We start from the raw sequence: 20,905 nt of genomic DNA on the forward strand, positions 1-20,905 counted from the left end.
TGGCTTAATCCGCCTCTAGGCGCAGGTGGATTGCGCAGGGCGGCGAAGGCTGACGTTCGTCAGCTCGATGTGCGGAACCGGCGCACCAGCGCTGCCAGTGGGATGTCGTGTCCGCGGGTTCGACCGTCCAGAGCGCTTTGACTGCCCGACCGCGTCCCTACCCCTTTCAGAATAGGGCGCGAAGGGGGGCTTGCGGCAAGGCCCCTCCGGCGCCTCATACTGCCCGTCCGGTGCTGATGGAGCGAGGTGGGCATGCACGATGTGGTGATCGTCGGCTGTGGGCCGACGGGGATGATGCTGGCCGGCGAACTCGCGCTGGCGGGCGTGGAGGCCGTCATTCTCGAGCGGCGCGCCTCGCAGGATCTGGTGGGCTCGCGCGGCGGTGGTATCCACGCCCGCACGATTGAACTGTTGGATCAGCGAGGGATCGCCGAGCGATTCCTCGCCGAGGGAGACGCGTTGCAGGCGGCCACATTCGGCGGCGCGACGCTGGACCTGAGTTCTCTGCCGACGCGTCATCCCTCCACGCTCGCGCTGTTCCAGAACCATATCGAGAGGCTGTTGCGCGGGTGGGCCGACGAGTTGGGGGTAGCAATCCATCACCGCGCGGACGTCGTCGGTGTCGAAGCGGATGGCGAGGGTGTCGACATCACGCTCGCCTCGGGTGACCGGACGCCACGCGCAGCAGTCTGATCGCCGAAGTGCAGGTGACCGAGGACATTTCGCAGGCCGGCAGGATCGACGAGCGCGGCGTCCACGGGCTGCACCCGATGGGCGACGGCAGGGTACGGGCACTGGTGGCCGAGGCCGGGCTGGGGCAGGCGACCGAACCCACGCTCGACGACCTGCGGGGAGAACTGATTGCCGTATTCGGCACCGACTTCGGTGTCCACAGCCCCACGTGGCTGTCGCGATTCACCGACGCGACGCGGCAGGCGGCGGCCTATCGCAGAGGCCGGGTGTTGCTGGCCGGTGATGCAGCACATGTGCACTGGCCCGCGGGTGGACTGGGGATCGGACTCGGAGTGCAGGACGCGGTCAACCTGGGGTGGAAACTTGGGCAGGTGGTGCGCGGCGTCTCCGGCGACGATTTGCTCGACACCTACCATGCGGAGCGGCACCCCGCCGGGGCGCGAGCGTTGAAATACACGTTGGCGCAGTCGTTGTTCCAGAGGGCCGAGCCGAGGCGGGCGGCGCTGGGTGATCTCCTCGGGGGGGTGCTCGCCGTCGACGCGGCAGCCACGGTGATCACCGCGCTCATCACCGGACTCGACGTGGCCTACGACCTACGTGGGGGACACCCGTTGCTGGGATGTCGGATGCCCGACCTCGACATCGTCGGCGCAGCGAGCCCTATGCGGATGTACGAATTGCTACACGAGGCGATCCCGGTGCTGCTGCGGCTCGGCGGGCCGCGGTTGGACGCCGCTGCCGGATGGGACCGCGTCCGGTACGTGGAGGCGAGCTATGACGGCGCGTGGGAGTTGCCGGTTGTGGGGACGGTGGCCGCGCCGACGGCCGTGCTGGTGCGCCCCGACGGCTACGTGGCGTGGGTCGGCGAAAACTCTGCCGACGGCCTGGCTGAGGCGCTGACGACATGGTTCGGCGATCCGGCCGTGCGGGGGAAGCCGGCGAGACCAGCTTCCCCCGCAACCGGATTCAGTGACCCGGGATGTGCAGCCGCTTCAACGATCCCAGCACCAGCCGGTCGGCGGCCAACTCATAGGCCTGCGGTACAGACAGCGCGTCGACCGAGCGCAGCATCGACTTGATCTCCTTGTGGACCCGCGGCTCGCCGGCCGACAGCGCCGACACCTTCTCCGCCACCGCGGCGTCGAGGGCATCGACATCCTCGGCGACCTCGTTGAGCAGGCCGAGGCGAACTGCCTCGTCCCCGGTGACCGCTGCACCGCTGGCCGTGAGCCAGAACGCGGCCCGGCGACCGACCATGTGCGGCAGCCACGCCAGCACCAGCGCCGGCGCCAGGTTGATGCGCACCTCGGGGAACTTGAGCTGTGCCGTGCGCGTCGCGACCGCGACGTCACACAACGCGGCCAGCCCGACCCCGAACCCGGCCGCGTCGCCTTGCACGCGGGCCACCGTCACCAGCGGCGTGGCCGCCAGCGCCTCGTTGACCGCGATGAGGCGACGCACTTCGGTGGGAAGGTCGTCGGGGCTGGCAGCGGTGCGCTCCCGGCCCATGCAGAAGGCTTCACCCTCGGCGGCGATCACCATCACGTGCACCCCAGCCGGCGGCGCGGTGAGCACCCCGGCGAGGGTGTCGCACATGTCCATCGTCATGAGGTTGCCGCCCGGGCTGTCCAATCGGACCGTCAGCACAGCACCGTCGCGGTCGAACGTCAGGCCCGGCACTGTGCCGATCTCGTCGGTGACCGTCATCAGTTCAGCCTCTCTGTGGCGACCCCGCCGTACCAGTCGACGTCGTCGGGGGCGGTGCGGATGGTCACCGCACGAACATGGGTGAATTCGTCGAACGACTCGGTGCCGCCTTCGCGGCCGTGTCCGCTCTCCCGGACCCCGCCCCACGGCGACGACGGGTCGAGCCGGTGATGGTCGTTGACCCAGACGATGCCGTGCTCGAGCTTCGAGGCGACCCGGTGGGCCCGCGCGACGTCGCGCGTCCAGATCGACGAGCCGAGGCCGTAGGGCGAGTCATTGGCGATGGCGATCGCGTCGGCCTCGTCCTTGAACGGAATCACCACGAGGACGGGACCGAAGATCTCCTCCCGCGCCACCCGCATCTGGTTGGTCACATTCGAAAGCACCGTCGGTGCAACGAAATATCCGTCCAGTCCGGGAACGTCGACCGACTTGCCGCCGGTGGCCAGCGTCGCGCCCTCGTCGATGCCGATCTGGACGTAGTCGAGGATGCGCTTGCGAGCCCGATCCGAGATCACCGGGCCGAGCTGGGTGTCGGCCGAGCTGGGGTCGCCGATCCGGATCTTCTCCGCCTGCGCGACCAGACCGGCCACGAACTCGTCGTACACGCTCTCCTGCACCAGGACCCGCGTTCCGGCGATGCAGGTCTGGCCTGCACCGACGAACCCGCCGAACGCCGCACCCCGCGAGGACACCTCGGGGTCGATGTCGTCGAACACCAGAACCGGGGTCTTACCGCCCAGTTCCACCGTCGAGCTCGCGAACCGGCGCGCGGTGGCGACCGAGATGATCCGCCCCACCTCGGTGCCGCCCGTGAACACCACCTTGTTGACCAGCGGGTGTTCGGCCAGGCCTGCACCGGCTACCGGCCCGAGCCCCGGGATCACGTTCAACACACCGGGCGGGATGCCGGCCTCCAGGGCGAGGTCGCCGATCAGCAGTGCGGTCAGCGGGGTCTGCTCGGAAGGCTTGAGTACCACGCTGTTTCCGGTCGCCAACGCCGGCGCCACGCTCTTCGACGCGATCATCAGCGGATGGTTGAACGACGACAGTGTCGCGACCACACCGAGTGGGAAGCGCGAGGTGTAGGAGTGGTACGGACCCGACATCGGCACCACCGAGTTGCGGCCGGCCAGCAGCAGCGCGGCGTTGTACCGGTACCACTCGGCCAACCGGGTGATCTGTGCCTTGGTCTCGGTGATCGGCCTGCCGTTGTTGTCGGCCTCCAAGCGGTACAGCTTGTCCATCTCACGCTCGAGCAGATCACCGAACCGGTTGAGGATGCGCGAACGCTGGTGGATCGGCATCTCGGACCACACACCGGAGTCGAACGCTTTCCGCGCGGAGACCACGGCGTCATTGGTGTCTTCGGCGCTGGCACTGTGGCACCGGGCGAACACGCGTGCCGTGGCCGGGTTGATCACCTCGAGGATCTCACCTCCACCCGGCCGGTGCTCACCGTCGATGAGCAGGCCGTGCACATGCTCGCCATTGGGCGAATCAGACGTGCCCACAGCGGAAGTCGTAACCGATTGAGACAATTTCCTATTCTTTCTTTATTCGATTGGATCAAGCGCCGGCGGGAACCGCGGAGCGCTGACGGGCGCTGGCTTCGAGCTCTTCGAAGCGGCGCAGGATCGACGACTCCAACACGGCGACCTCGGTATTGGAGGCCTTGCGCGGACGAGGAAGATCGACGGTGATGTCCTCGTGGATGGTGCCGCCCGGTGCCAACATCAGGATGCGGTCCGACAGCTCGGCCGCTTCCTTGACGTCATGGGTGACGAATACGACGGTCTTGCGGGTCTGCGCCCAGATCTCCTGGAGGTGCTCGCGCAGACCGCGCGCGGTGATCGCGTCGAGATGGCTGAACGGCTCGTCCATCAGCAGCACATCGGGTTCGATCGACAGCGCGCGGGCGATACCGACGCGCTGCTGCTGCCCGCCGGAAAGCTGCCCGGGCCACTTCTTTTCGGCATGCCCGAGTCCGACACGCTTGAGCGCCTCGTGCACACGCTGCTTGGCGGCATCGTCGCGCACCTTCTGGACGTACATCAGGTTGTCGAAGATCGACCGCCACGGGAGCAGCCGGGGCTCCTGGAACACATAGGCGAGTTTGGCCGACTGGCCGGCGCCACCGATGGTGACTGCGCCTGACGTGGCGGTCTCGATGCCGGCGATGATGTTGAGCAGCGTGGTCTTACCGCAGCCCGAAGGTCCCACCAGGGATACGAAGGACTGATCGGCGATTTCGAAGTTGATGCGGTTGATGACGGTCTGCGGTCCGGTGGGAGTGCCGAACACCTTGAGCAGATCTGTCACGGTGACGTTGGCCATGGGGTGAATCTCCTTGAGTGTGTGCGGGTCTACGCGGCCGCGGCCGCTGCGGGTTCGCCGGGCTTGGCTTCGCCGTCACGCCAGCGGAAGGCGCGCCGGGACAGGCGCTCGAGCAGGACGCGGTCGGTCAGCACCATGAAGGCGATGAAGAACGCGATCCACGCGACGAACCCGGGCAACTGGTTGGCGTCGTACCAATACCGGGCCCGATGTCCGACACCGTCGGCCGATCCGAACCACTCCGACAGGAGCAGCCCGTTCCAGCCCGACATGACGCCGAATCGGATACCGGCCACCACGTAGCCGGTGACCGACGGCAGCACGGCATGCCGTAGGCGGCGCGCCGGCGGGACGTCGTAGGACTGCGACATGTCCAGAAGCGCCGGCGGAATCGAGCGTGCTCCGGCTGCGACGTTGACCACGACGAACGGGATGGCCGAGAGGACGACGGTGAGGATCGGCGCGGTATCGGAGAACCCGAACCACATGGCGCACAACAGCGCCCAGATCACGGCCGGGATGGCCAGGCCGACGAGGTTCACGTCTCCGAAGAGGTCGTCGAAGACCCGGAACGTGCCGATCGCCAGTCCGATGATCACCCCGAGGACGATCGAGATGACCATACCGATCACGAAACGCTGCATGCTGATGGCGAAGTTGAAGAAGAACTCGCCGCGTTCGATCTCGTTGATGGCCGCCTTGACCACCGGGACGGGTCCCGGGATGCGGTCGCCGAAGGTGCCGGCCAACTGCCACAGCAGCAGGAACAGTAGCGCGGCCGCGGCGGTCGCGCCGACCGGACCGGTCAGCCAACCGGGTGCGGCCTTGCGGCGCGCGGTGACCGTGTCGCCACGGTCGATCACGGGTGCGCTCATATCAGCGTCCCCCTCTCCATGCGAAGAACCGTTGTTCGAGGCCGGCCAGGATCACGCGCTCGATCAACAAGATGAAGAGCACGAAGAAACCGGTCCAGGCCAGCACGCCGGCCACTGAGAACTCCTGGAAGGACTGGCGAATCATGAAGCCGATACCGCTGCGGCCACCGAACACCTCGGTGAGGGCCTCGACCTTCCAGGCCATCGCGAAGCCGTAGCGCAGCGCGGCGAACAGGAACGGCATCACCGACGGCAGGAACACCGACTTGATGACGTCACCCCGCCCGAGGCCGTACACCGTGCTCATGTCGACCAGTCGGCGGTCGACCTCTTCGACGCCCTGGGCGACGTTGAGCGCGACGTAGGGCAGCGCGACGAACGAGACCACCACGACGGGCCCGATGGCTCCGATGCCGAACAGGATCAGCGCGAACACCGCGAAGGCAAGGCCGGGAACATTGCCCAGCACCAGCAGCGGCTGCTGCCAGAAGTACTTCTGGTAGCGGACACGGCCCATCAGCAGGCCGAGCGGTACCCCGAACACGGTGCCGATGGCGAAGCCGAGCGCGATCTTGACGATGCTGGAACCGAACTGGACGAACGCGGTGCCGTCGGCCGCCAGATGCCACATCTCGGCACCGACGGTCCACGGCGTGGGCAGTACGTACTCGGTGAACAGCACGAGCGAGCAGAAGGCCCAAACCCCCAGCAGCAGTGCGTAACCGATGAAGTGGAGTCCCACCCGCCGTACGGAGGTGGCCAGGGGACTCGTGGGGGTCACCCCCGTTTCCGGGGGTGCACTCGCCACGTCAGCGCTTCGGTTGGTGGTGACTGTCACGACTGTCCGCTCTTCTCCGACGGACGGAACTTCGGCAGCGCCTGATCCTCGGCCATGAACCCGGTCTCCTTGAGGAACGGGAAGACCTTGCCCTCGTTGTCGGCCCAGGTCTGGTCGAACCGCACGTCGCGCACGAACCAGTCGTGTTCGGCGATGTAGTCCTGCACGAAGGAGATGTCCTCGGGTGCCTCGACCGCGAAATGCTGCGGGTAGGTCTCGATGATCTTGGCCTTGTTGGCTTCCCACTCCTTCAGGCCGCGCTGCCAGACGTCGAGGAAGAACTCGACCTGCTCGGGGTTCTCCCGCGCCCACTCGTTGCCGGCCAGGAACACGTTGATCATCGGACCCTCATGGCCTTCGACGACGAGCTCGGAGTACATGTCGGCGGCCGACTTGCCGTCGTAGAGCACCTTGAGTTCACCACTGCGCAAACCCGGGGCGGCGAATTCGGGCAGGCATACGCACGCGGCCACCTCACCCTTGCTCACGAGGTCGGCCTGCTGCTGGGGGTCGGAGACGATCAGGTTGTAATCGCCACCACCCGTGCGGAAGTCGACGCCGTGCATCTTCTTGGCGTACGCGCCCCACAGCAGCGTCGCCGACACCGCGGTGTAGACCGAGACGTCTTCGCTCTTGATGTCCGCCAGGCTCTGTGCGGGATTGTCGGCGCGCGTGATGATGACGCTTCGGTCAAGGTTGTACTTGCCGATGATGATGGTGTCGCGGCCCGTCTCCTCTTCGATGACCGGCACCTCGTAGGAGGCGGAGGAGACGATGTCGGCATGGCCGCCGGCGAAGACGCCGAACTCGTCCCACGTCGACGAGGCTTCGATGTTGATGCCGGACTCGGCCTCCATCTCCTCGAGAATTCCCTGGTCGGTGATGTAATCCCACACCGGGTCGGGGGCGAAGGTGAACCGGATGGTCCCGCCGTCTCCGCCGCCGCCGCCCGAATCGGGCCGGGAGACGCACCCGGACATCGCGATTGCGGTCGCGGCGGCGAGAGCCACGGCCGTGATACGGCGCCCCAGTACTTTCACGATTGTGTTCCCTTCGTTCGGCCGCCCCTGGGCATCGTTGCCGAGAGCGCGGGGTCTTGATGATCGCGATCGTGATAGCTGACAAGGTCGTCAGCGCCGGTCACGGACGGATGTTCGAGCAGGTAGGACAGGATGTGGTCGTGGGAGGTGGCCAGGTGCTCGCGGGTGAGCTTCGCCGCCAACGCTGCGTCGCCGGATTCCACCGCAGCCAGGATCGCTGCGTGCTCGGCGTGCAGGTGTTCGGTCTGTCCGATCACCTCGACGTGCATGTACAGATAGCGGTCGGTGAGCCGTCGTAGCTGTTCGACCAGGTCGATCATGCGGGGCCGACCGGCCCGCTTGTAGACGGCGGCATGGAATTCGGCGTTGGCGTGCAACCAGATCGGCGTCTCGCTACTGGTCTCCATGACGGTCATCTGCCTGCGCATGATCATGATCTCGGCGCGACCGACCTTGGGCACCGCGATCTGGGTGGCCAACGGTTCGACCGCTTCCCGGAGTTCGTAGAGCTCCTGCAGCTCTGGGATCGACATCCCGATGACGACGGCGGTGGCATTGGTGCTCGGATGAAGTAGCCCCTCACCGGCGAGCATCTGCAGAGCGTCGCGGACGGGGATCCGGCTGACGCCGAATCGCTCGGCGATGCTCAGCTGCGACAGCCGCGAACCGGGCGCGATCTTCCCCTGAAGGATCTCGGTGCGCAGCTCCGACGCGACGCGACTTGCGGCGCTTTCGTATGCCATCTGACCTCCTTGTCTACCAACTGCGAGAAATGTATACATCGCCTCATTGTGTTGTCAATCACTACGTTGCAATCGTGTGGGTCAGCTCACTCGTGGGCCGCTGAGGTGCGGCGGAAGGGAAGCGGGCGAATCTCAGCCTCGACCCGGTGATCGTGGCGAGGGGTCCTCACCACCGTCCGGCCCGGTCAGACAGTCACTACCAGTCCAGCCATCGCAAGGCGTTGGCGCGCAGGGCTTCTGGGGCGAGACCCAGCGCCGTCGCCGAGCGGACCGGATGTGCATCGGCCATGTCGAATGGATAGTCGGAACCGAGGGTGATGCGATCGGGATGCACCGTCTTGCAGAGCAATTCACCCGCCGGCACCGAGTGGGCCAGGGAATCGGCGTAGACGTGGGCGCGGAACGTCTCGCTTGGTGGGGTGTCGCTGTCGGCGGAGACGTCGGAACGCATGCGCCACCCGTGGTCCCACCGGCCCAGCAGCGCCGGCGCGACCCCGGCCCCGTGCACGAACGCGATGCGGAGCGTCGGTATGCGGTCGAAGGTCCCGCCGAGCAGGATCGAAGCGATCGCGGTCGCCGATTCGACGGGGTTGCCGATCAGATTCTGCAGGTAGTGGTGGTTGAAGCCGGGCCGCGGCTGCTGCGTCGGATGCACCAGTACGGCCAGGCCGGCATCCGCACAGGCGTCGAGGACGTGGTGCAGTTCGGGGTCGCCCAGCGTCAGGGATTCCACGACCGGAGGTACCGACACACCGCGAATCCCGTCGGCCACCAGTTGCTTCACCTCCGCGGCGGTGGCGCCGCGGTCCTGCAGTGGCAGCACGCCCAGGGGGATGAGCCGGTCGGGATGGCTCTCGCACATCCGCATCAGGCCCTCGTTGACCCGGCGCGCGTACTCGGCCGCATCGTCGGCGCCGGCGGTGACGGCGAACGCGTAGGGCGGCGCCGACACCACCCGCACCGCGAGGTCTTCCGCATCCATGTCGGCGAGAATGCGCGGTACGCCGGAGATCTCGTCGCGGGTCACCGCAATGGGAAAGTCGCCGAGGTACAACTCGTCGCCGCCTCGCTCGGCCAGTGCGCGGGGACCGTCCGCGGCGGGGATCTCATAGCAGTCTTCCGGCAGCAGGTGCGCGTGGATGTCGATGTGGCCCGGTGCGAGCGCGGAAGGGGAGGTCACGTGATGCATCTCTTTCGTCGTCGGTTTGCTGAGTGTAGGAGGTTGCGAATTGGGCTCCGTGCTCTGATCAGAGGAAGTTCCGCCGTTTGCGCGCTACGAACGTCTAACGCTCATCGCCACCGGCGACATGGCGGGCATGTCGCAATGTCGGCCTCACAGCGTCGTCATCGACATATGTGCATGGCGCGGCTGTCAGCCCGACATTGCGATCGGACCGCGATGCGCATGACGTCCTCGCGAGCAGGCCGTCCGGCACACTGACCGGGTGGACACGACTCCCATGCCGCCGAGCGCCGGCGAGATCGTCGGCGGCATCGCCGCGCGGGACATCGCTCGTCTGCTCGGCGAGAATTTGGTCATACCGGTGGCGCCGGCCGCTGACGAAGACGCCAGGCTCCGAACGGTGGGGGTGTTCGACGGATCGTCGGAGGACTGCCCGGACGTCCTTCTCGTGGTGGGCGTGGCGCCGTCCGACTGGCAGGAGGTCATCGTCCGGTCAGCCGGCGCGGGCGCCCGCGCGGTGATCGTCGGCCCGATCCCCGACGGCGTCCGCAATGAGGTCCGGTCGGCCGCCGTCCAGGCGGGGCTGTGTCTGCTCGAGCGTCGGGCGGAAGTGCCGTGGCTGGAGTTGTCCGATCTGGCCCGCGATCTGATGTCCCAGGCCGACACCGAGGAGATCCGGGAATCCGGTGTCGCGCTGGAGGATCTGGCCGGCGTGGCAGAGTCACTCGCGGAGATGCTCGGCGGCCACGTGATCATCGAGGACGCGAAGTTCCGGGTGCTGTCCTATTCGAGTTCCACCGGCCAGGTCGACCGCGGCCGGGATATCGCCATCCTCGGCCGCCGGATCCCCGACGACTGGCTGCGGCATCTGGAATCTCTGGGCGTCATCGACACACTTCTGGGTACCGACGAGGTCGTGTCGATCGATAACGGCCCCTTCGAAGCCCGTCGACGCCTACTGTGTTCCATTCGCGCGGAACGTTTCCTGCTCGGGGTGCTCTGGGTCGCCGAGGGCGAGACACCCCTACCCGGGGACATCGAGGAGCGCATGGTCGCCGCCGCACGTACCGCGGCGCCGTTCCTGCTGAAACATCAGGAGGCCGGCTTCCAGCGCCGGGCGTCGCAGAACAGGCAGCTGCGGCTGTTGCTCGACCAAGGGTCGATTCCCCGATCCACTGCCGAGGAGTACGGGTTGTCGCCGGCCGCCCGGTACACGGTGCTGGCTTTGCGGGCCTCTCCCGATGCACTGCTGACCAACCTCGACCGGAACCGCACCGTCGAATCCGTGGGGATGTACTGCCAGTCGTACCGATGGCGTGCCGTCACCACAGACATCGGCCACACCGTCTACTGCGTGCTCGCTCACGACGGTGACACCTCCGATGCCCGCCTCGCCGCATTCGCCTCCTCCATGGGGGAACACGTCAGGCGCGCATTGCTGGGACGCGATATCCAGGTCGCGATCAGCCGGACCGTCCGTGCGCTGCCGGACATTCCCACCGCCCGGGGTCAGGTCGATGAGGTGCTCGAAATCTGTTCACCGGCGGAAGGTTCGACGGTGACACCATTCGACGACGCGCTTGCGCGTATCGCCCTGGCCCGTGTCGGCCAGTTCGTTGCGGCCGCCGAGATCGGCCATCCGAAACTGGACCGTCTGCGGGCCGAGGACGAGGCCAGCGGGTCGGAGTACACGGCGACGTTGTCGGCGTACCTGTCGGCGTTCGGCAACGTGACGGCCGCAGCCGATCACCTGAACATCCACGTGACCACGTTGCGCTACCGCTTGAAGCGGATCCAGGCCATCGCCGGGCTGGACCTCGACGATCCTGCGGAGCGGCTGCTGTGCGAACTGCTCCTGCGGTAAACCGGCCGGCGCTTCCTCTGATCGTCGAGCGGATCGGGTCGACTTCTCTCCTGTGGGAGCAAACGATTGGGGGCCGCGCGCCGTAGATTTCGGCCATGACGACCAGCCAGCAATCCATCACCTTCGACCTCTTCCACGAGCTCTACGAGTCGTGCAACAACTGGGGCCGCTGGGGGAGTGAGGATCAGCGCGGCACGCTGAACTTCATCACCCCCGACGTGATCACCGCCGCCGCTTCGATGGTCCGGACCGGCAAGACCATCTCACTGCAGTTGCCGCTCGACGGGGCGGGTCCGCAGACCGGCGCCTTCGGCCGGGTCAATCCGGTGCACCAGATGGCGGCCACCGGCACAGATCACCTGGCGGGCACGCAGACCTACAGCGCCGATCCGCTGGGTTGGGGTTTCGCCGATGACAGCCTGTTCCTGTTTCTGCAGGGCGGCACTCAATGGGACGCCCTCGGACACATCTTCCGGGACGGGAAGATGTTCAACGGGTTCAGCGCGGGCGAGGTGACATCCTCCGGCGCAGCGCGCGGCGGTGTGGAGCACATGCCGACGATCGCCACACGCGGTGTGCTGCTCGATATTCCGCGTGTCAAGGGCAAGACGCACCTCGAGCCCGGGGAGGCGATCTACCCGGAGGACCTCGACGAGGCCTGCGACTTCCACGGCGTCACCGTCGGTCGCGGAGACATCGTGCTGATCCGGACCGGTGACATGGCTGCGCGGCGCGATCTGCCCGGTTGGGGCGGCTACTCCGCCGGTGACGCTCCCGGGCTTTCGCTGTCGGTGGCGCGCTGGCTGTACGAGAAAGAGGTCGCGGGAATCGCGACCGACACCTGGGGCGCCGAGGTTCGACCCAACGAACTCGAGGGAACGTTCCAGCCGCTGCACCTGGTGATGATCGTGTCCATGGGGTTGCTGGTCGGCGAGATCTGGTACCTCGACGCGCTCGCCGACGACTGCGCTGCCGACGGGCAGTACGACTTCCTTCTGGTCGGGCCGCCGCTGGTGATCCCCGGCGCCGTCGGCTCTCCGGTGAACCCCCAGGCCATCAAGTGACAGGGGGTGCGGTCGACGCCCTGGTGGGGGGCGCATCGCTGGCCGGCAGGCACGCCTGGGTGACGGGCGCCGGCTCGGGGATCGGCCGGGCGTCCGCTGTCGCGCTCGCCCGCCTGGGCGCGACCGCTCATCTCGTGGGCCGCACCGTCGAATCGCTGCAGGCGACGGCCCGTCTGATAGGTGAGTACGGCGGCTCGGCGGTGGTCCATGCCGGCGACGTGACCGACGGAGGGTTCGTCTCGGCGCTGATGGCCGACGAGCGCGTCGACGTCCTGGTCAACAGCGCTGGGCGCAACATTCCCCAGAGTGTCGACGAGATCACTGCGGAGACCTATGCGGCGGTCATGGACGTCAATGTCGCGGCCGTCCTGTTCGTGACGCAGCAAGCGGTCGCCCGCATGCGCGAGCACGGGCAGGGCGGGTCGATCGTGTCGATCGGATCGCAGATGGGTCATGTCGGCGGCCCGCAACGCACGCTGTACTGCACCTCGAAGTGGGCGCTGGAGGGAATGACGAAAGCGCTCGCTCTCGAACTGGCCGGTGAGGGCATCCGGGTGAACACCGTCGCCCCCACCTTCATCGAGACCGAGCTGACGGCGCAAAACCTGGCCAAGCCCGAGTTCCGGGACTGGGTGCTGGGCGAGATCCCGATGCGCAGGCTGGGGACGGTGGACGAAGTCGCCGCTGCCGTCGCCTATCTCGCCAGCCCGGCGTCGTCGCTCACCACCGGCACCTCCCTGCTGGTCGACGGCGGGTGGACCGCGCACTGAGGTCAACCGAAGCTGACGCCCTCCAGCCGGCCGGTCGACCGCCAGTCGCTCAGCATGTCGAAGAAGTCCACGGACTTCCCGCCGAAGTTCGTCGCGAGCATCCCGTGCGGGTTGTCCTTATCGCCTTCGGAGCTCAGATAGCTCGGCGTGCACGCGTCATAGAACGCCTTCGCCTGACCCGACGCCTCGTTCATCGCCGCCAGCCATTCCTCTTCCGCCTCCGCCGTCGCCTCGATCGTCGCCGCCCCGCGCCGCGCCCATTCGCGCACTAGATAGGCGAAATGGCGGGCGCGCTCCTCGGCGGTGTGCGTGTAGTTCGGTGACACCCCAGACTGCGTGTAGCCCAGGAAGAAACAGTTCGGAAAGCCGTGCGTCTGCAGACCGTGCAGCGTCCGCATCCCCTTCGCCCACTTGTCGCTCAGCCTCACTCCGTCGCGCCCGGTGATCTCGAAGCCGAGACGGCGGGTGAACTCGGTGCCCACCTCGAAGCCGGTCGCGAAGATCAGGGCATCGAGTTCGTATTCGACCCCGTCCACGACGGCGCAGGTGGGCGTGAACCGCTCCACTCCGCGCCCGTCGGTATCGACCAACACGACGTTGTCCCGGTTGAACGTCTCCAGATATTCGTCGTGATAGCCCGGACGCTTGCAGTTCAGCTTGAACCACGGCTTGAGCGATGCGGCGGTCTTCGGATCCCGCACCGTCCGGCTGATCCTGGTGCGAAGCCGCTCCATCGCCTCGTAGTCGGCACGGTCGAGGAACGCCTCCACCTCCTCCGGCGTCATCTCCCGTCCCAGGCGAGCCGTCTCCCGCGCCACCGCGGGTTCACCCAACGCGAGCGCATTTCGCGTCCACCCGTCGTCGGTGAGGTCGACGTCCACCTCGACGCCGGCGGTCACGCGGCTGAAATTCTCCATCCGCTCGCGCTGCCAGCCCGGGTTCAGCCTGGCTGCCCACGCGGAATCCGTCGGTCGATTCCCCCGTTCGGCGACGGTGCTCGGAGTCCTCTGGAACACGAACAGCTTCTCCGACCACCGGCCCAGGTGCGGGATGCACTGCAGTCCGGTCGCGCCGGTGCCGATGATGCCGACGCGCTTGTCGGCCAGTTTGGTCAAGCCGCCGTTCTCGTCGCCGCCGGTGTAGTCGTAGTCCCAGCGGCTGGTGTGGAACGTGTGCCCGCGAAATTCGTTGATGCCCGCAATTCCCGGCAGTTTCGGGCGCGTGAGCGATCCGGGTGACACCGCGGCCAGCGTGGCGGTCAACGCATCGCCACGATCGGTCGAGAACTCCCAGTGCTTCGCGTCGTCGTTCCACCGCATGTCGGTGACCGTGGTCTGCGGCAACGCGTTCCGGTAGAGCCCGTAGTGCCGCGCGACGGCCTGCAGATGCTCCCGGATCTCCGGCCCGTGTGCATACCGCTCGGAGGGTACGTAGCCGAGTTCTTCGAGCAGCGGCAGATAGATGTAGGACTCGATGTCGCACTGCGCACCCGGATAGCGATTCCAATACCACGTGCCGCCGAAATCACCTGCGGTGTCGACGATCCTGATGTCGTCGATCCCGACCTCCTGCAGTCGCACCGCTGCGATCAGGCTGCCGAGACCGCCGCCGATGATCACCACCTGACTGTGGTCGCGGACCGGCTCGCGTTCGAACCTGTCCACGTACGGGTCGTCGGCATAGTGCGAGAAGTCCGCGGTGACCTCCACGTACTGGTGCACCGTGTCGGGCCGCAACCGCTTGGCTCGTTCGGCCTCGTACTTCGCGCGCGTCCATTCGGCGTCGTAGGTGGCCGGCTGTGGGCCCGGGAAAGCAGCCGTCTGTGACATCGCTGGCGTTCTCCTCGTCGTGGCCTCCACTAGGCCGCGTACGTTACAGATACTCCTGGAGATGTTACGTCCGACTCAGCCGCGTCGGTGCTCACCGCTCCTGGAGTCCTCAGGTCGGCCGGGGCAAGCGCGACACGAAACTTATGAACAACTATCACGATCTCCTCACGGTTCACTGCAGGAACAGCGGTAACAATGACCACTGTTGTAAGCCGACCGCACAGTCAGGGCGCCTCTCCACCCGCGTCCGGCGACTGAAAGAGGGTTTCCGTTGCACCTGCCCAAAGGACTGGCCGTGGCCGTCACCGCGACTGCTCTGTCGGTGACGTCGACCGCGGTGGCGACCCCGAACGCTCAGGCCGGCACGGTCAACTGGGATGCCATTGCGCACTGTGAGTCCAGCGGAAACTGGGCGACCAACACCGGCAACGGTTTCTACGGCGGTCTGCAGTTCCTGCCCGCGACCTGGAAGGAGCACGGCGGAGTCGGCTCGCCGCACCAGGCCACACGCGAGCACCAGATCCTCATCGCCGAGCGGGTGCTGCGCACGCAGGGCATCGGTGCGTGGCCCGTTTGCGGTGCATTCGCACTGTCGCCGAGGTCCACAGTGGCACCCGGAACCGGCAACGCCTGCCGGCTCATCGCCGGAATTCAACTCGGTGTCGTCAACCTCAACAGGATGTGCGTCGGGTTGATGCGGCAGGCGCAGGCCGTCGCCGCGCTGCTCAACGGCTGACGACGCTCCGTGTTACGTTCTAGCCGATAGCGTCTAGGGTTCCGACGCCCCGCGGGGTGTGGCTGGTCCGAGCGACGCCACCGCACCCCCCGGACGGGTTGCGGTCATCTGAACGGACAAAAGCCTGGAGGATCTCCGGTGGCGTGCCCCACGCCACCGAGAAGGTCCGATGATGCTGTTCGTGGTCCGATGACGCCGACCATCGCGTTCGCCGTCCTCTTCTCCGCGCTGCTGCATGCGGTGTGGAATTCGTTGGCGCACAATGTCAGTGACCGGTTGATCGGGTTCGCCCTCATCGGGTTGGTCGACTGTGTCGGAGGCTCGGTGATGGTGGCGTTCGCCGGGCTCCCGCCCGCCGGTGCGTGGCCGTTCATCATCGCCTCGGCGTTGCTGCACGTGGTCTACAACCTCATGCTGCTGCTGAGCTATCAGCTCGGCGAGTTCAGCCAGATGTACCCGTTGGCGCGGGGCACGTCGCCATGGGTGGTGGCGCTGGTCTCGGTGCTCATCCTGGGCAACGGCCTACCCGCCGCCGAACTGTTCGGGATCCTGCTCGTCTCCGGGGGCCTGATCGCCATCGTGTTCGCCGACGGCCGGCCGCGTCGGCGCGACGTACCCGCCCTCGCGGCCGCCATGGCGACCGGGCTGACCATCGCCGCCTACACCGTCGTCGACGGCGTCGGGGTCACGCAGGCACCGCTGTTCGCCTACACCGGTTGGATGTTCCTCTTACAGGGGCCTCCGCTGGCGATCATCGCCCTCGCCCGACGGCGCGGCACGCTGGTTCCCGCGTTGCGCGGGTCGGCGGCGTCGGGAGTCGCCGGGGGCGTCATCTCGATCGCGGCCTACACGATCGTGCTGTGGGCCCAGACCAGCGGAGCCCTGGCAGCGATCGCCGCGCTCCGCGAGACCAGCATCGTCTTCGGGGCCCTCATCGGTGCCTGGTTCCTCGGCGAACGAATGGGGCACCGCCGCGCCGTCGCGGCCGCCGTCGTGCTGGCCGGCGTCGTGCTCATCAGCATCGCCTGAGCCGCCGGCAGAAAAAAATTGCCGTAGCCATATCGGTCGCCCCGCGGGCTCCGATCCGTCAGACTCGGCCGGTGCTGGGTTGGCTTGCGGTCCTCGTCCTCGCCGTCGTGGTCGCATCGGCCGTCGCGGCGAAGTTGTTGATGCGCAGGCGGGCTCCCGACCCGGGGTGGTTCATCGACAGCACGCGGGCGGCGGGCACGCTGACGGTGATCGGCACCATGTTCTCCGTCCTGCTGGCGTTCACCATCTTCTTTGCGCTGCAGACGTATCAGAGCGCGCGGGACGGAGCGAGTATGGAGGCGATCGCGGTCACCGAACTGCACAACGTCGCCGACGTTCTCCAAGGACACGGCGCGGGCACCTTGCACGGAGATCTCGTCTGCTACGCCCGGGCCGTGATCGCCGACGAATGGCCGGCGATGACGCGAGGCGGCACGTCACCGACAGCCCAATTCTGGGTCGACGCCATGGTCGATGACTTCGGCACGATCCAGCCCGACGGTCCTGCCGCGGAAGCCGCGTACGCACAGTGGTTCGACCAGCAAGCAGAACGCCGAGACGGGCGCCGTGCCCGGGTCGCCGAAGCCACGCCGTCGGTACCTGTTCCGCTGTGGATCGTGCTGGGCATCGGGGCGGCGTCCGTCCTGACGTTCATGTGCGTCCAAGCCGACCGCCGGGAAAGCGCCGTCGTGCAGGCGCTGCCGATCGCGTTCGTCTCGGCGCTGGTGACGTCCGCGCTGCTCGTCGTCGGATTCCTCGACAATCCGTACTCGAGTTGGTCGGGCAGCATTCAACCGGACGAAATGCGCACCACTCTGAGCTACATCGACGACGGCGCGCCGGCACCGTGCGATGAGAGCGGCAACGCCACGTGAGGCCGGATCCCATAATGACAACCAATCGACACCACAACGTCAGGAGCGTCAGGCCCGAATGATCAGATCCGCGACCACCGCCTTCCTCGCCGCAGCCCTCGTGCTGACGGGATGTCAAACCACCGAGGAGGCGGCCGCTCAGCCCGCGGTCACCTATCCCTCTGGGCCCGTCACGATGTCCGCGGGCGCGAATCCCGGCAGCGGACTGGATCTCACGATCCGGGCCGTCGTCGACTCACTCCAGGCGGAGAACCTCGTCACGGTGCCGCTGCCGGTGGAGAACCGTCCCGGCAACATCGGCGCGGACTGGCTGGCCACGATGGTCGAGAAGTACAGGGGCGCAGACAATCAAGTGTCGGCCACGTCGCTGTCGATGATGATGAACGAACTGCGCGGGATATCGCCGTACGGCGTCGATGACGTCACCATGATCGCGCGTCTGATGACCGAGTACTACGTCGTCGTCACCGATTCGGCTTCGCCCTACACGAATCTCGCGGATGTCATGACCGCGATCAAGGGGGAGCCCGGCGGTGTCCGGGTGGGCGCGGCCACCGACGATCAGGCGCCGTTCGACCTGTTGGTGTCGGCGGCAGGCGGGGACCCGTCGCTCATCGACTACGTCCCCTTCGAAGGCGGCGGCGACCAGACCAGGGCGCTCCTCGACCGAAACGTCGACGTCGCGGTCGGTGGCCTCAGCGAGTTCGTCGACCTGGTCCAGTCCGGCGAACTCCGGGCACTCGGCGTCCTGGCCGAACAGCGCCTACCCGGAGTCGACATCCCGACCGCGAGGGAGCAGGGGCTCGACGTCACCCTGTCCAACTGGCGCGGCCTTTACGGTCCGCCGGACATGCCGAAACCCGCGGTGGAGTACTGGCAACGGGTGTTGGGCGAGATGGTCGAGACACCGACGTGGAAGCAGGTCGCCGAGCGAAGCCACTTCACCACCACGTTCATGGTCGGGGACCAGTTCCAGGCATTCCTGGCCGAGACGCAGACCGACTTGAAAGCCGCGCTCGATCAAGCCGCACGGTGACAGCGACGCGACGTCGATGCTCACCGGCCTGAAGCGCCAGATGCGCCTCGCTGGGATGCGACCGCTGCCCAGCCTGCCGCCGCGCGCGCCGATCGACCTGCGCGGCAAGCGCATCCTGCTCACCGGGGCGTCGTCGGGCATCGGGGAGGCCGGCGCCCGCAAGCTCGCCGCCGACGGAGCCACCGTCACTGTCGTCGCGCGACGCGAAGCGGTGCTCGACGCACTGGTCGACCAGATCACCGCCGCGGGCGGTCGCGCGCGGGCGATCGCCGCGGACCTGGCCGACATGTCCGCCGTCGACCGACTGGTCGACGCGGCGGGACCGGTCGACGTGCTGATCAACAACGCCGCCAGGTCAATACGGCGCCCCCTGGCCGATTCACTCGAGCGCTGGCATGACGTCGAACGGGTCATGGCGCTCAACTATTTCGGCCCGCTGCGGCTGATCCGCGGCGTCGCGCCCGGGATGATCGAACGCGGCGACGGCCACATCGTCAACGTCGCCACCTGGCGGGTGCTGCCCGAATCATCGCCGATGTTCGCGCCCTACAACGCCTCCAAGGCCGCGCTGAGCGCCGTGAGCCGGGTGATCGACACCGAATGGGGCGGTCTAGGAGTGCATTCCACGACGATCTACTACCCCCTGGTGGCGACGCCGATGATCGCGCCCACCCGCGTCTACGACGGCGTCGCGGCGCTCGGCGTGGACGAGGCCGCCGACTGGATGGTCACCGCCGTGCGCACCCGTCCCATCCGTATCGCCCCGCGAAAAGCGCTCGCCCTGCGGGCCCTCGACGTGGTCGCACCGCGCGCACTCAATTGGATCCTCGAACGCGAGACCGCCCGCATGTCGGCCCGGGTGTGACCGTGGGCCAGCGGATGACAGCCGGGTCGGGGCATCGGCCGGAGAACCTGGTGCGGGGAGCAGCGTTGACGACGCTGGCGTTCTTCTGCGTCGCGATGGTCGGCACGATCGCCAAGATCTCCGGCGAACACACCTCCACGGGTGTGCTGCTGCTGGCTCAGAACGCCCTGTGCCTCGCGGCGATCCTCCCGTTCTCCGCACGCAACGGTTGGTCGACGCTGCGCACGGAGCGGTTCGGCCTGCACCTGCTACGCGCGGTCACCGGAACCGGATGCTGGTATGCGCTGTTCTTCGCCCTCACGCAGATCCCGCTGGCAAATGCCACCCTGCTGACCTACAGCGCGCCGCTGTGGATGCCGCTCATCGCCGGTCTGGTCACCCGCAGGATGGTGGGATGGCCGACCTGGCTGGGCGCGGTGATCGGCTTCGCGGGTGTGGTGCTGGTTCTGCAACCGCAGCACCAGCGATTCAGCATCGGGGCCGCCGCCGCTCTCGCCGGTGCGGTCCTGCTGGCGGTGGCGATGATGTCGGTGCGGTGGCTCGGCGCCACCGAACCCGTCGACCGGATCCTGTTCTACTACTTCGCGCTGTCGACGGTGCTCTCGGTGCCCGTGGCGATCGCCGACTGGCAACCCGTGCCGGCCCAGATCTGGGGGTGGCTGATCGCTCTCGGTGTGGCGCAACTGCTTTCGCAGCTGTTGATTGTCGTCGCCTACCGCTTCGCGCCGGCCGAGAAGGTGGGGCCGTTCATCTACTCGGTCATCGTCTTCACCGCGGTGATCGACTGGATCGTCTGGCACCATCCGCCGACGCTGTTCATGTACCTCGGTATGGTCCTCGTGATCGGCGGGGGCTTGGTGGCCGTCCGTGCGAAGCGAACAGAGGGAGTTCTGGATGAGTGAGCCCGACGCTGACGTGGACCGCGGCGACTGGATGCGCGAACACCTTGCGGCGTATCTGGAATCGGGTGGCACCCGCGGGCACATCGTCGACCTGAGTTCGGTGGGCGGCCGCCAGGTGACCACGCACTGCCTGATCCGGTACCCGGGGCGCCGATCCGGCAAGACGTACGTCAAACCACTCATCTACGGCAATGTCGGCGGCGAGGTCGTCATCGTCGCCTCCAAAGGCGGCGCCGACACCCATCCCGAGTGGTACCTCAACATCACGACGGCCGACACCGTCGGCCTGCAGATCGCCACCCAGGCGTTCGACGCCACCTGGCGGGAGCCGGAAGGCACTGAACGCCACCAGGTGTGGGAGTACATGTGCCAGCTGTACCCGCCCTACGTCGCCTATCAGCAGAAGACCGCCCGGCACATTCCGCTGGTGATGCTCAGCCCCGTGCGCGCGATCGACGTGTTCACCCCCGCCGACGACGCGTAGTCCTACTCATCCGCTCGTCGCGGCCGCCGCGGCAT

Annotated in this window: 19 protein-coding genes and 1 pseudogene; 11 read left to right on the top strand and 9 right to left on the bottom strand. The window is 67.2% G+C overall.

Annotation, left to right across the window (positions count from 1 at the left end; all coding sequences use genetic code 11):
* Nucleotides 1–252 precede the first annotated feature (252 nt).
* A pseudogene (locus tag A5757_RS19045) lies at nt 253–1,625 on the top strand (FAD-dependent monooxygenase); the annotation flags it as partial.
* A 34-nt stretch (nt 1,626–1,659) separates the two neighbouring features.
* Here the strand turns inward: A5757_RS19045 and A5757_RS19050 are convergent.
* The 8 genes from A5757_RS19050 to A5757_RS19085 all read right to left on the bottom strand — a co-directional run bounded on the left by A5757_RS19050 (nt 1,660) and on the right by A5757_RS19085 (nt 9,413).
* Nucleotides 1,660–2,400 carry an enoyl-CoA hydratase/isomerase family protein gene (locus tag A5757_RS19050; RefSeq protein WP_082929574.1) on the bottom strand — a complete coding sequence of 247 codons (741 nt, stop codon included), beginning with the start codon at nt 2,398–2,400 and terminating at the stop codon, nt 1,660–1,662.
* Nucleotides 2,400–3,914 carry an aldehyde dehydrogenase gene (locus A5757_RS19055; protein WP_197497389.1) on the bottom strand — a complete coding sequence of 505 codons (1,515 nt, stop codon included), beginning with the start codon at nt 3,912–3,914 and terminating at the stop codon, nt 2,400–2,402. Before A5757_RS19055 ends, A5757_RS19050 begins: the two co-directional genes overlap by 1 nt.
* 55 nt (nt 3,915–3,969) lie before the next feature.
* Nucleotides 3,970–4,737 carry an ABC transporter ATP-binding protein gene (locus A5757_RS19060; RefSeq protein ID WP_066837153.1) on the bottom strand — a complete coding sequence of 256 codons (768 nt, stop codon included), beginning with the start codon at nt 4,735–4,737 and terminating at the stop codon, nt 3,970–3,972.
* Between the two features lie 29 nt (nt 4,738–4,766).
* On the bottom strand, nt 4,767–5,612 hold the full coding sequence (locus tag A5757_RS19065) for an ABC transporter permease (protein ID WP_082929575.1): 846 nt from the start codon (nt 5,610–5,612) through the stop codon (nt 4,767–4,769).
* 1 nt (nt 5,613) lies between these two features.
* The gene (locus A5757_RS19070) at nt 5,614–6,393 is read right to left on the bottom strand and encodes an ABC transporter permease (protein ID WP_156618554.1); all 780 of its coding nucleotides are present in this window, start codon (nt 6,391–6,393) and stop codon (nt 5,614–5,616) included.
* A gap of 53 nt (nt 6,394–6,446) precedes the next feature.
* On the bottom strand, nt 6,447–7,490 hold the full coding sequence (locus tag A5757_RS19075) for an ABC transporter substrate-binding protein (RefSeq protein WP_156618556.1): 1,044 nt from the start codon (nt 7,488–7,490) through the stop codon (nt 6,447–6,449).
* Entirely contained in the window at nt 7,487–8,233 is a 747-nt protein-coding gene (locus tag A5757_RS19080) for a GntR family transcriptional regulator (protein ID WP_066837162.1), read from the bottom strand. Before A5757_RS19080 ends, A5757_RS19075 begins: the two co-directional genes overlap by 4 nt.
* 196 nt (nt 8,234–8,429) lie before the next feature.
* Complete coding sequence (locus tag A5757_RS19085; protein ID WP_197497390.1) at nt 8,430–9,413, bottom strand: amidohydrolase family protein; 984 nt, start codon at nt 9,411–9,413, stop codon at nt 8,430–8,432.
* Between the two features lie 265 nt (nt 9,414–9,678).
* Between A5757_RS19085 and A5757_RS19090 the strand changes: the two genes are divergently transcribed.
* From A5757_RS19090 to A5757_RS19100, 3 genes are all read left to right on the top strand, one after another.
* A complete protein-coding gene (locus tag A5757_RS19090; RefSeq protein ID WP_156618557.1) occupies nt 9,679–11,280 on the top strand; it encodes a CdaR family transcriptional regulator in 1,602 nt (533 codons plus the stop codon).
* Between the two features lie 95 nt (nt 11,281–11,375).
* Nucleotides 11,376–12,344, top strand: a complete 969-nt coding sequence (locus A5757_RS19095) for a cyclase family protein (RefSeq protein ID WP_066837170.1) — start codon at nt 11,376–11,378, stop codon at nt 12,342–12,344.
* A complete protein-coding gene (locus tag A5757_RS19100; protein ID WP_197497391.1) occupies nt 12,341–13,114 on the top strand; it encodes an SDR family NAD(P)-dependent oxidoreductase in 774 nt (257 codons plus the stop codon). Before A5757_RS19095 ends, A5757_RS19100 begins: the two co-directional genes overlap by 4 nt.
* Nucleotides 13,115–13,116: 2 nt before the next feature.
* Here the strand turns inward: A5757_RS19100 and A5757_RS19105 are convergent, their stop codons facing one another.
* The gene (locus tag A5757_RS19105) at nt 13,117–14,943 is read right to left on the bottom strand and encodes an NAD(P)/FAD-dependent oxidoreductase (protein WP_066837172.1); all 1,827 of its coding nucleotides are present in this window, start codon (nt 14,941–14,943) and stop codon (nt 13,117–13,119) included.
* Between the two features lie 295 nt (nt 14,944–15,238).
* On the opposite strand from A5757_RS19105, the gene A5757_RS19110 reads away from it, so the two are divergent.
* The 7 genes from A5757_RS19110 (at nt 15,239) to A5757_RS19140 (ending at nt 20,870) form a co-directional block, all read left to right on the top strand.
* Entirely contained in the window at nt 15,239–15,679 is a 441-nt protein-coding gene (locus A5757_RS19110; RefSeq protein ID WP_304440366.1) for a transglycosylase family protein, read from the top strand.
* A gap of 189 nt (nt 15,680–15,868) precedes the next feature.
* Nucleotides 15,869–16,708, top strand: a complete 840-nt coding sequence (locus A5757_RS19115) for an EamA family transporter (protein ID WP_066837173.1) — start codon at nt 15,869–15,871, stop codon at nt 16,706–16,708.
* Between the two features lie 71 nt (nt 16,709–16,779).
* Complete coding sequence (locus A5757_RS19120; RefSeq protein ID WP_066837176.1) at nt 16,780–17,583, top strand: DUF4239 domain-containing protein; 804 nt, start codon at nt 16,780–16,782, stop codon at nt 17,581–17,583.
* 58 nt (nt 17,584–17,641) lie between these two features.
* Nucleotides 17,642–18,619, top strand: coding sequence for a tripartite tricarboxylate transporter substrate binding protein (locus A5757_RS19125; RefSeq protein WP_066837179.1), 978 nt, complete (start codon nt 17,642–17,644; stop codon nt 18,617–18,619).
* A gap of 16 nt (nt 18,620–18,635) precedes the next feature.
* The gene (locus tag A5757_RS19130) at nt 18,636–19,484 is read left to right on the top strand and encodes an SDR family oxidoreductase (protein ID WP_066837182.1); all 849 of its coding nucleotides are present in this window, start codon (nt 18,636–18,638) and stop codon (nt 19,482–19,484) included.
* A gap of 14 nt (nt 19,485–19,498) precedes the next feature.
* Complete coding sequence (locus tag A5757_RS19135) at nt 19,499–20,386, top strand: DMT family transporter (RefSeq protein ID WP_066837251.1); 888 nt, start codon at nt 19,499–19,501, stop codon at nt 20,384–20,386.
* Nucleotides 20,379–20,870: a nitroreductase/quinone reductase family protein gene (locus tag A5757_RS19140; protein WP_066837186.1), complete on the top strand. Its 492-nt coding sequence runs from the start codon at nt 20,379–20,381 to the stop codon at nt 20,868–20,870. The genes A5757_RS19135 and A5757_RS19140 overlap by 8 nt, the downstream gene beginning before the upstream one ends.
* The last annotated feature ends 35 nt before the right edge of the window (nt 20,871–20,905 follow it).

The organism is Mycobacterium sp. 852013-51886_SCH5428379, assembly GCF_001665575.1.
GTDB lineage: Bacteria > Actinomycetota > Actinomycetes > Mycobacteriales > Mycobacteriaceae > Mycobacterium.

What these genes read in the sequence shown, in the direction of transcription:
- A5757_RS19050 (WP_082929574.1), bottom strand. Translation starts at nt 2,400, where the DNA reads ATGACGGTCACCGACGAGATCGGCACAGTGCCGGGCCTGACGTTCGAC.
- A5757_RS19105 (WP_066837172.1), bottom strand. Translation starts at nt 14,943, where the DNA reads ATGTCACAGACGGCTGCTTTCCCGGGCCCACAGCCGGCCACCTACGAC.
- A5757_RS19125 (WP_066837179.1), top strand. Translation starts at nt 17,642, where the DNA reads ATGATCAGATCCGCGACCACCGCCTTCCTCGCCGCAGCCCTCGTGCTG.
- A5757_RS19065 (WP_082929575.1), bottom strand. Translation starts at nt 5,612, where the DNA reads ATGAGCGCACCCGTGATCGACCGTGGCGACACGGTCACCGCGCGCCGC.
- A5757_RS19095 (WP_066837170.1), top strand. Translation starts at nt 11,376, where the DNA reads ATGACGACCAGCCAGCAATCCATCACCTTCGACCTCTTCCACGAGCTC.
- A5757_RS19135 (WP_066837251.1), top strand. Translation starts at nt 19,499, where the DNA reads ATGACAGCCGGGTCGGGGCATCGGCCGGAGAACCTGGTGCGGGGAGCA.
- A5757_RS19115 (WP_066837173.1), top strand. Translation starts at nt 15,869, where the DNA reads ATGACGCCGACCATCGCGTTCGCCGTCCTCTTCTCCGCGCTGCTGCAT.
- A5757_RS19140 (WP_066837186.1), top strand. Translation starts at nt 20,379, where the DNA reads ATGAGTGAGCCCGACGCTGACGTGGACCGCGGCGACTGGATGCGCGAA.
- A5757_RS19060 (WP_066837153.1), bottom strand. Translation starts at nt 4,737, where the DNA reads ATGGCCAACGTCACCGTGACAGATCTGCTCAAGGTGTTCGGCACTCCC.
- A5757_RS19080 (WP_066837162.1), bottom strand. Translation starts at nt 8,233, where the DNA reads ATGGCATACGAAAGCGCCGCAAGTCGCGTCGCGTCGGAGCTGCGCACC.
- A5757_RS19130 (WP_066837182.1), top strand. Translation starts at nt 18,636, where the DNA reads ATGCTCACCGGCCTGAAGCGCCAGATGCGCCTCGCTGGGATGCGACCG.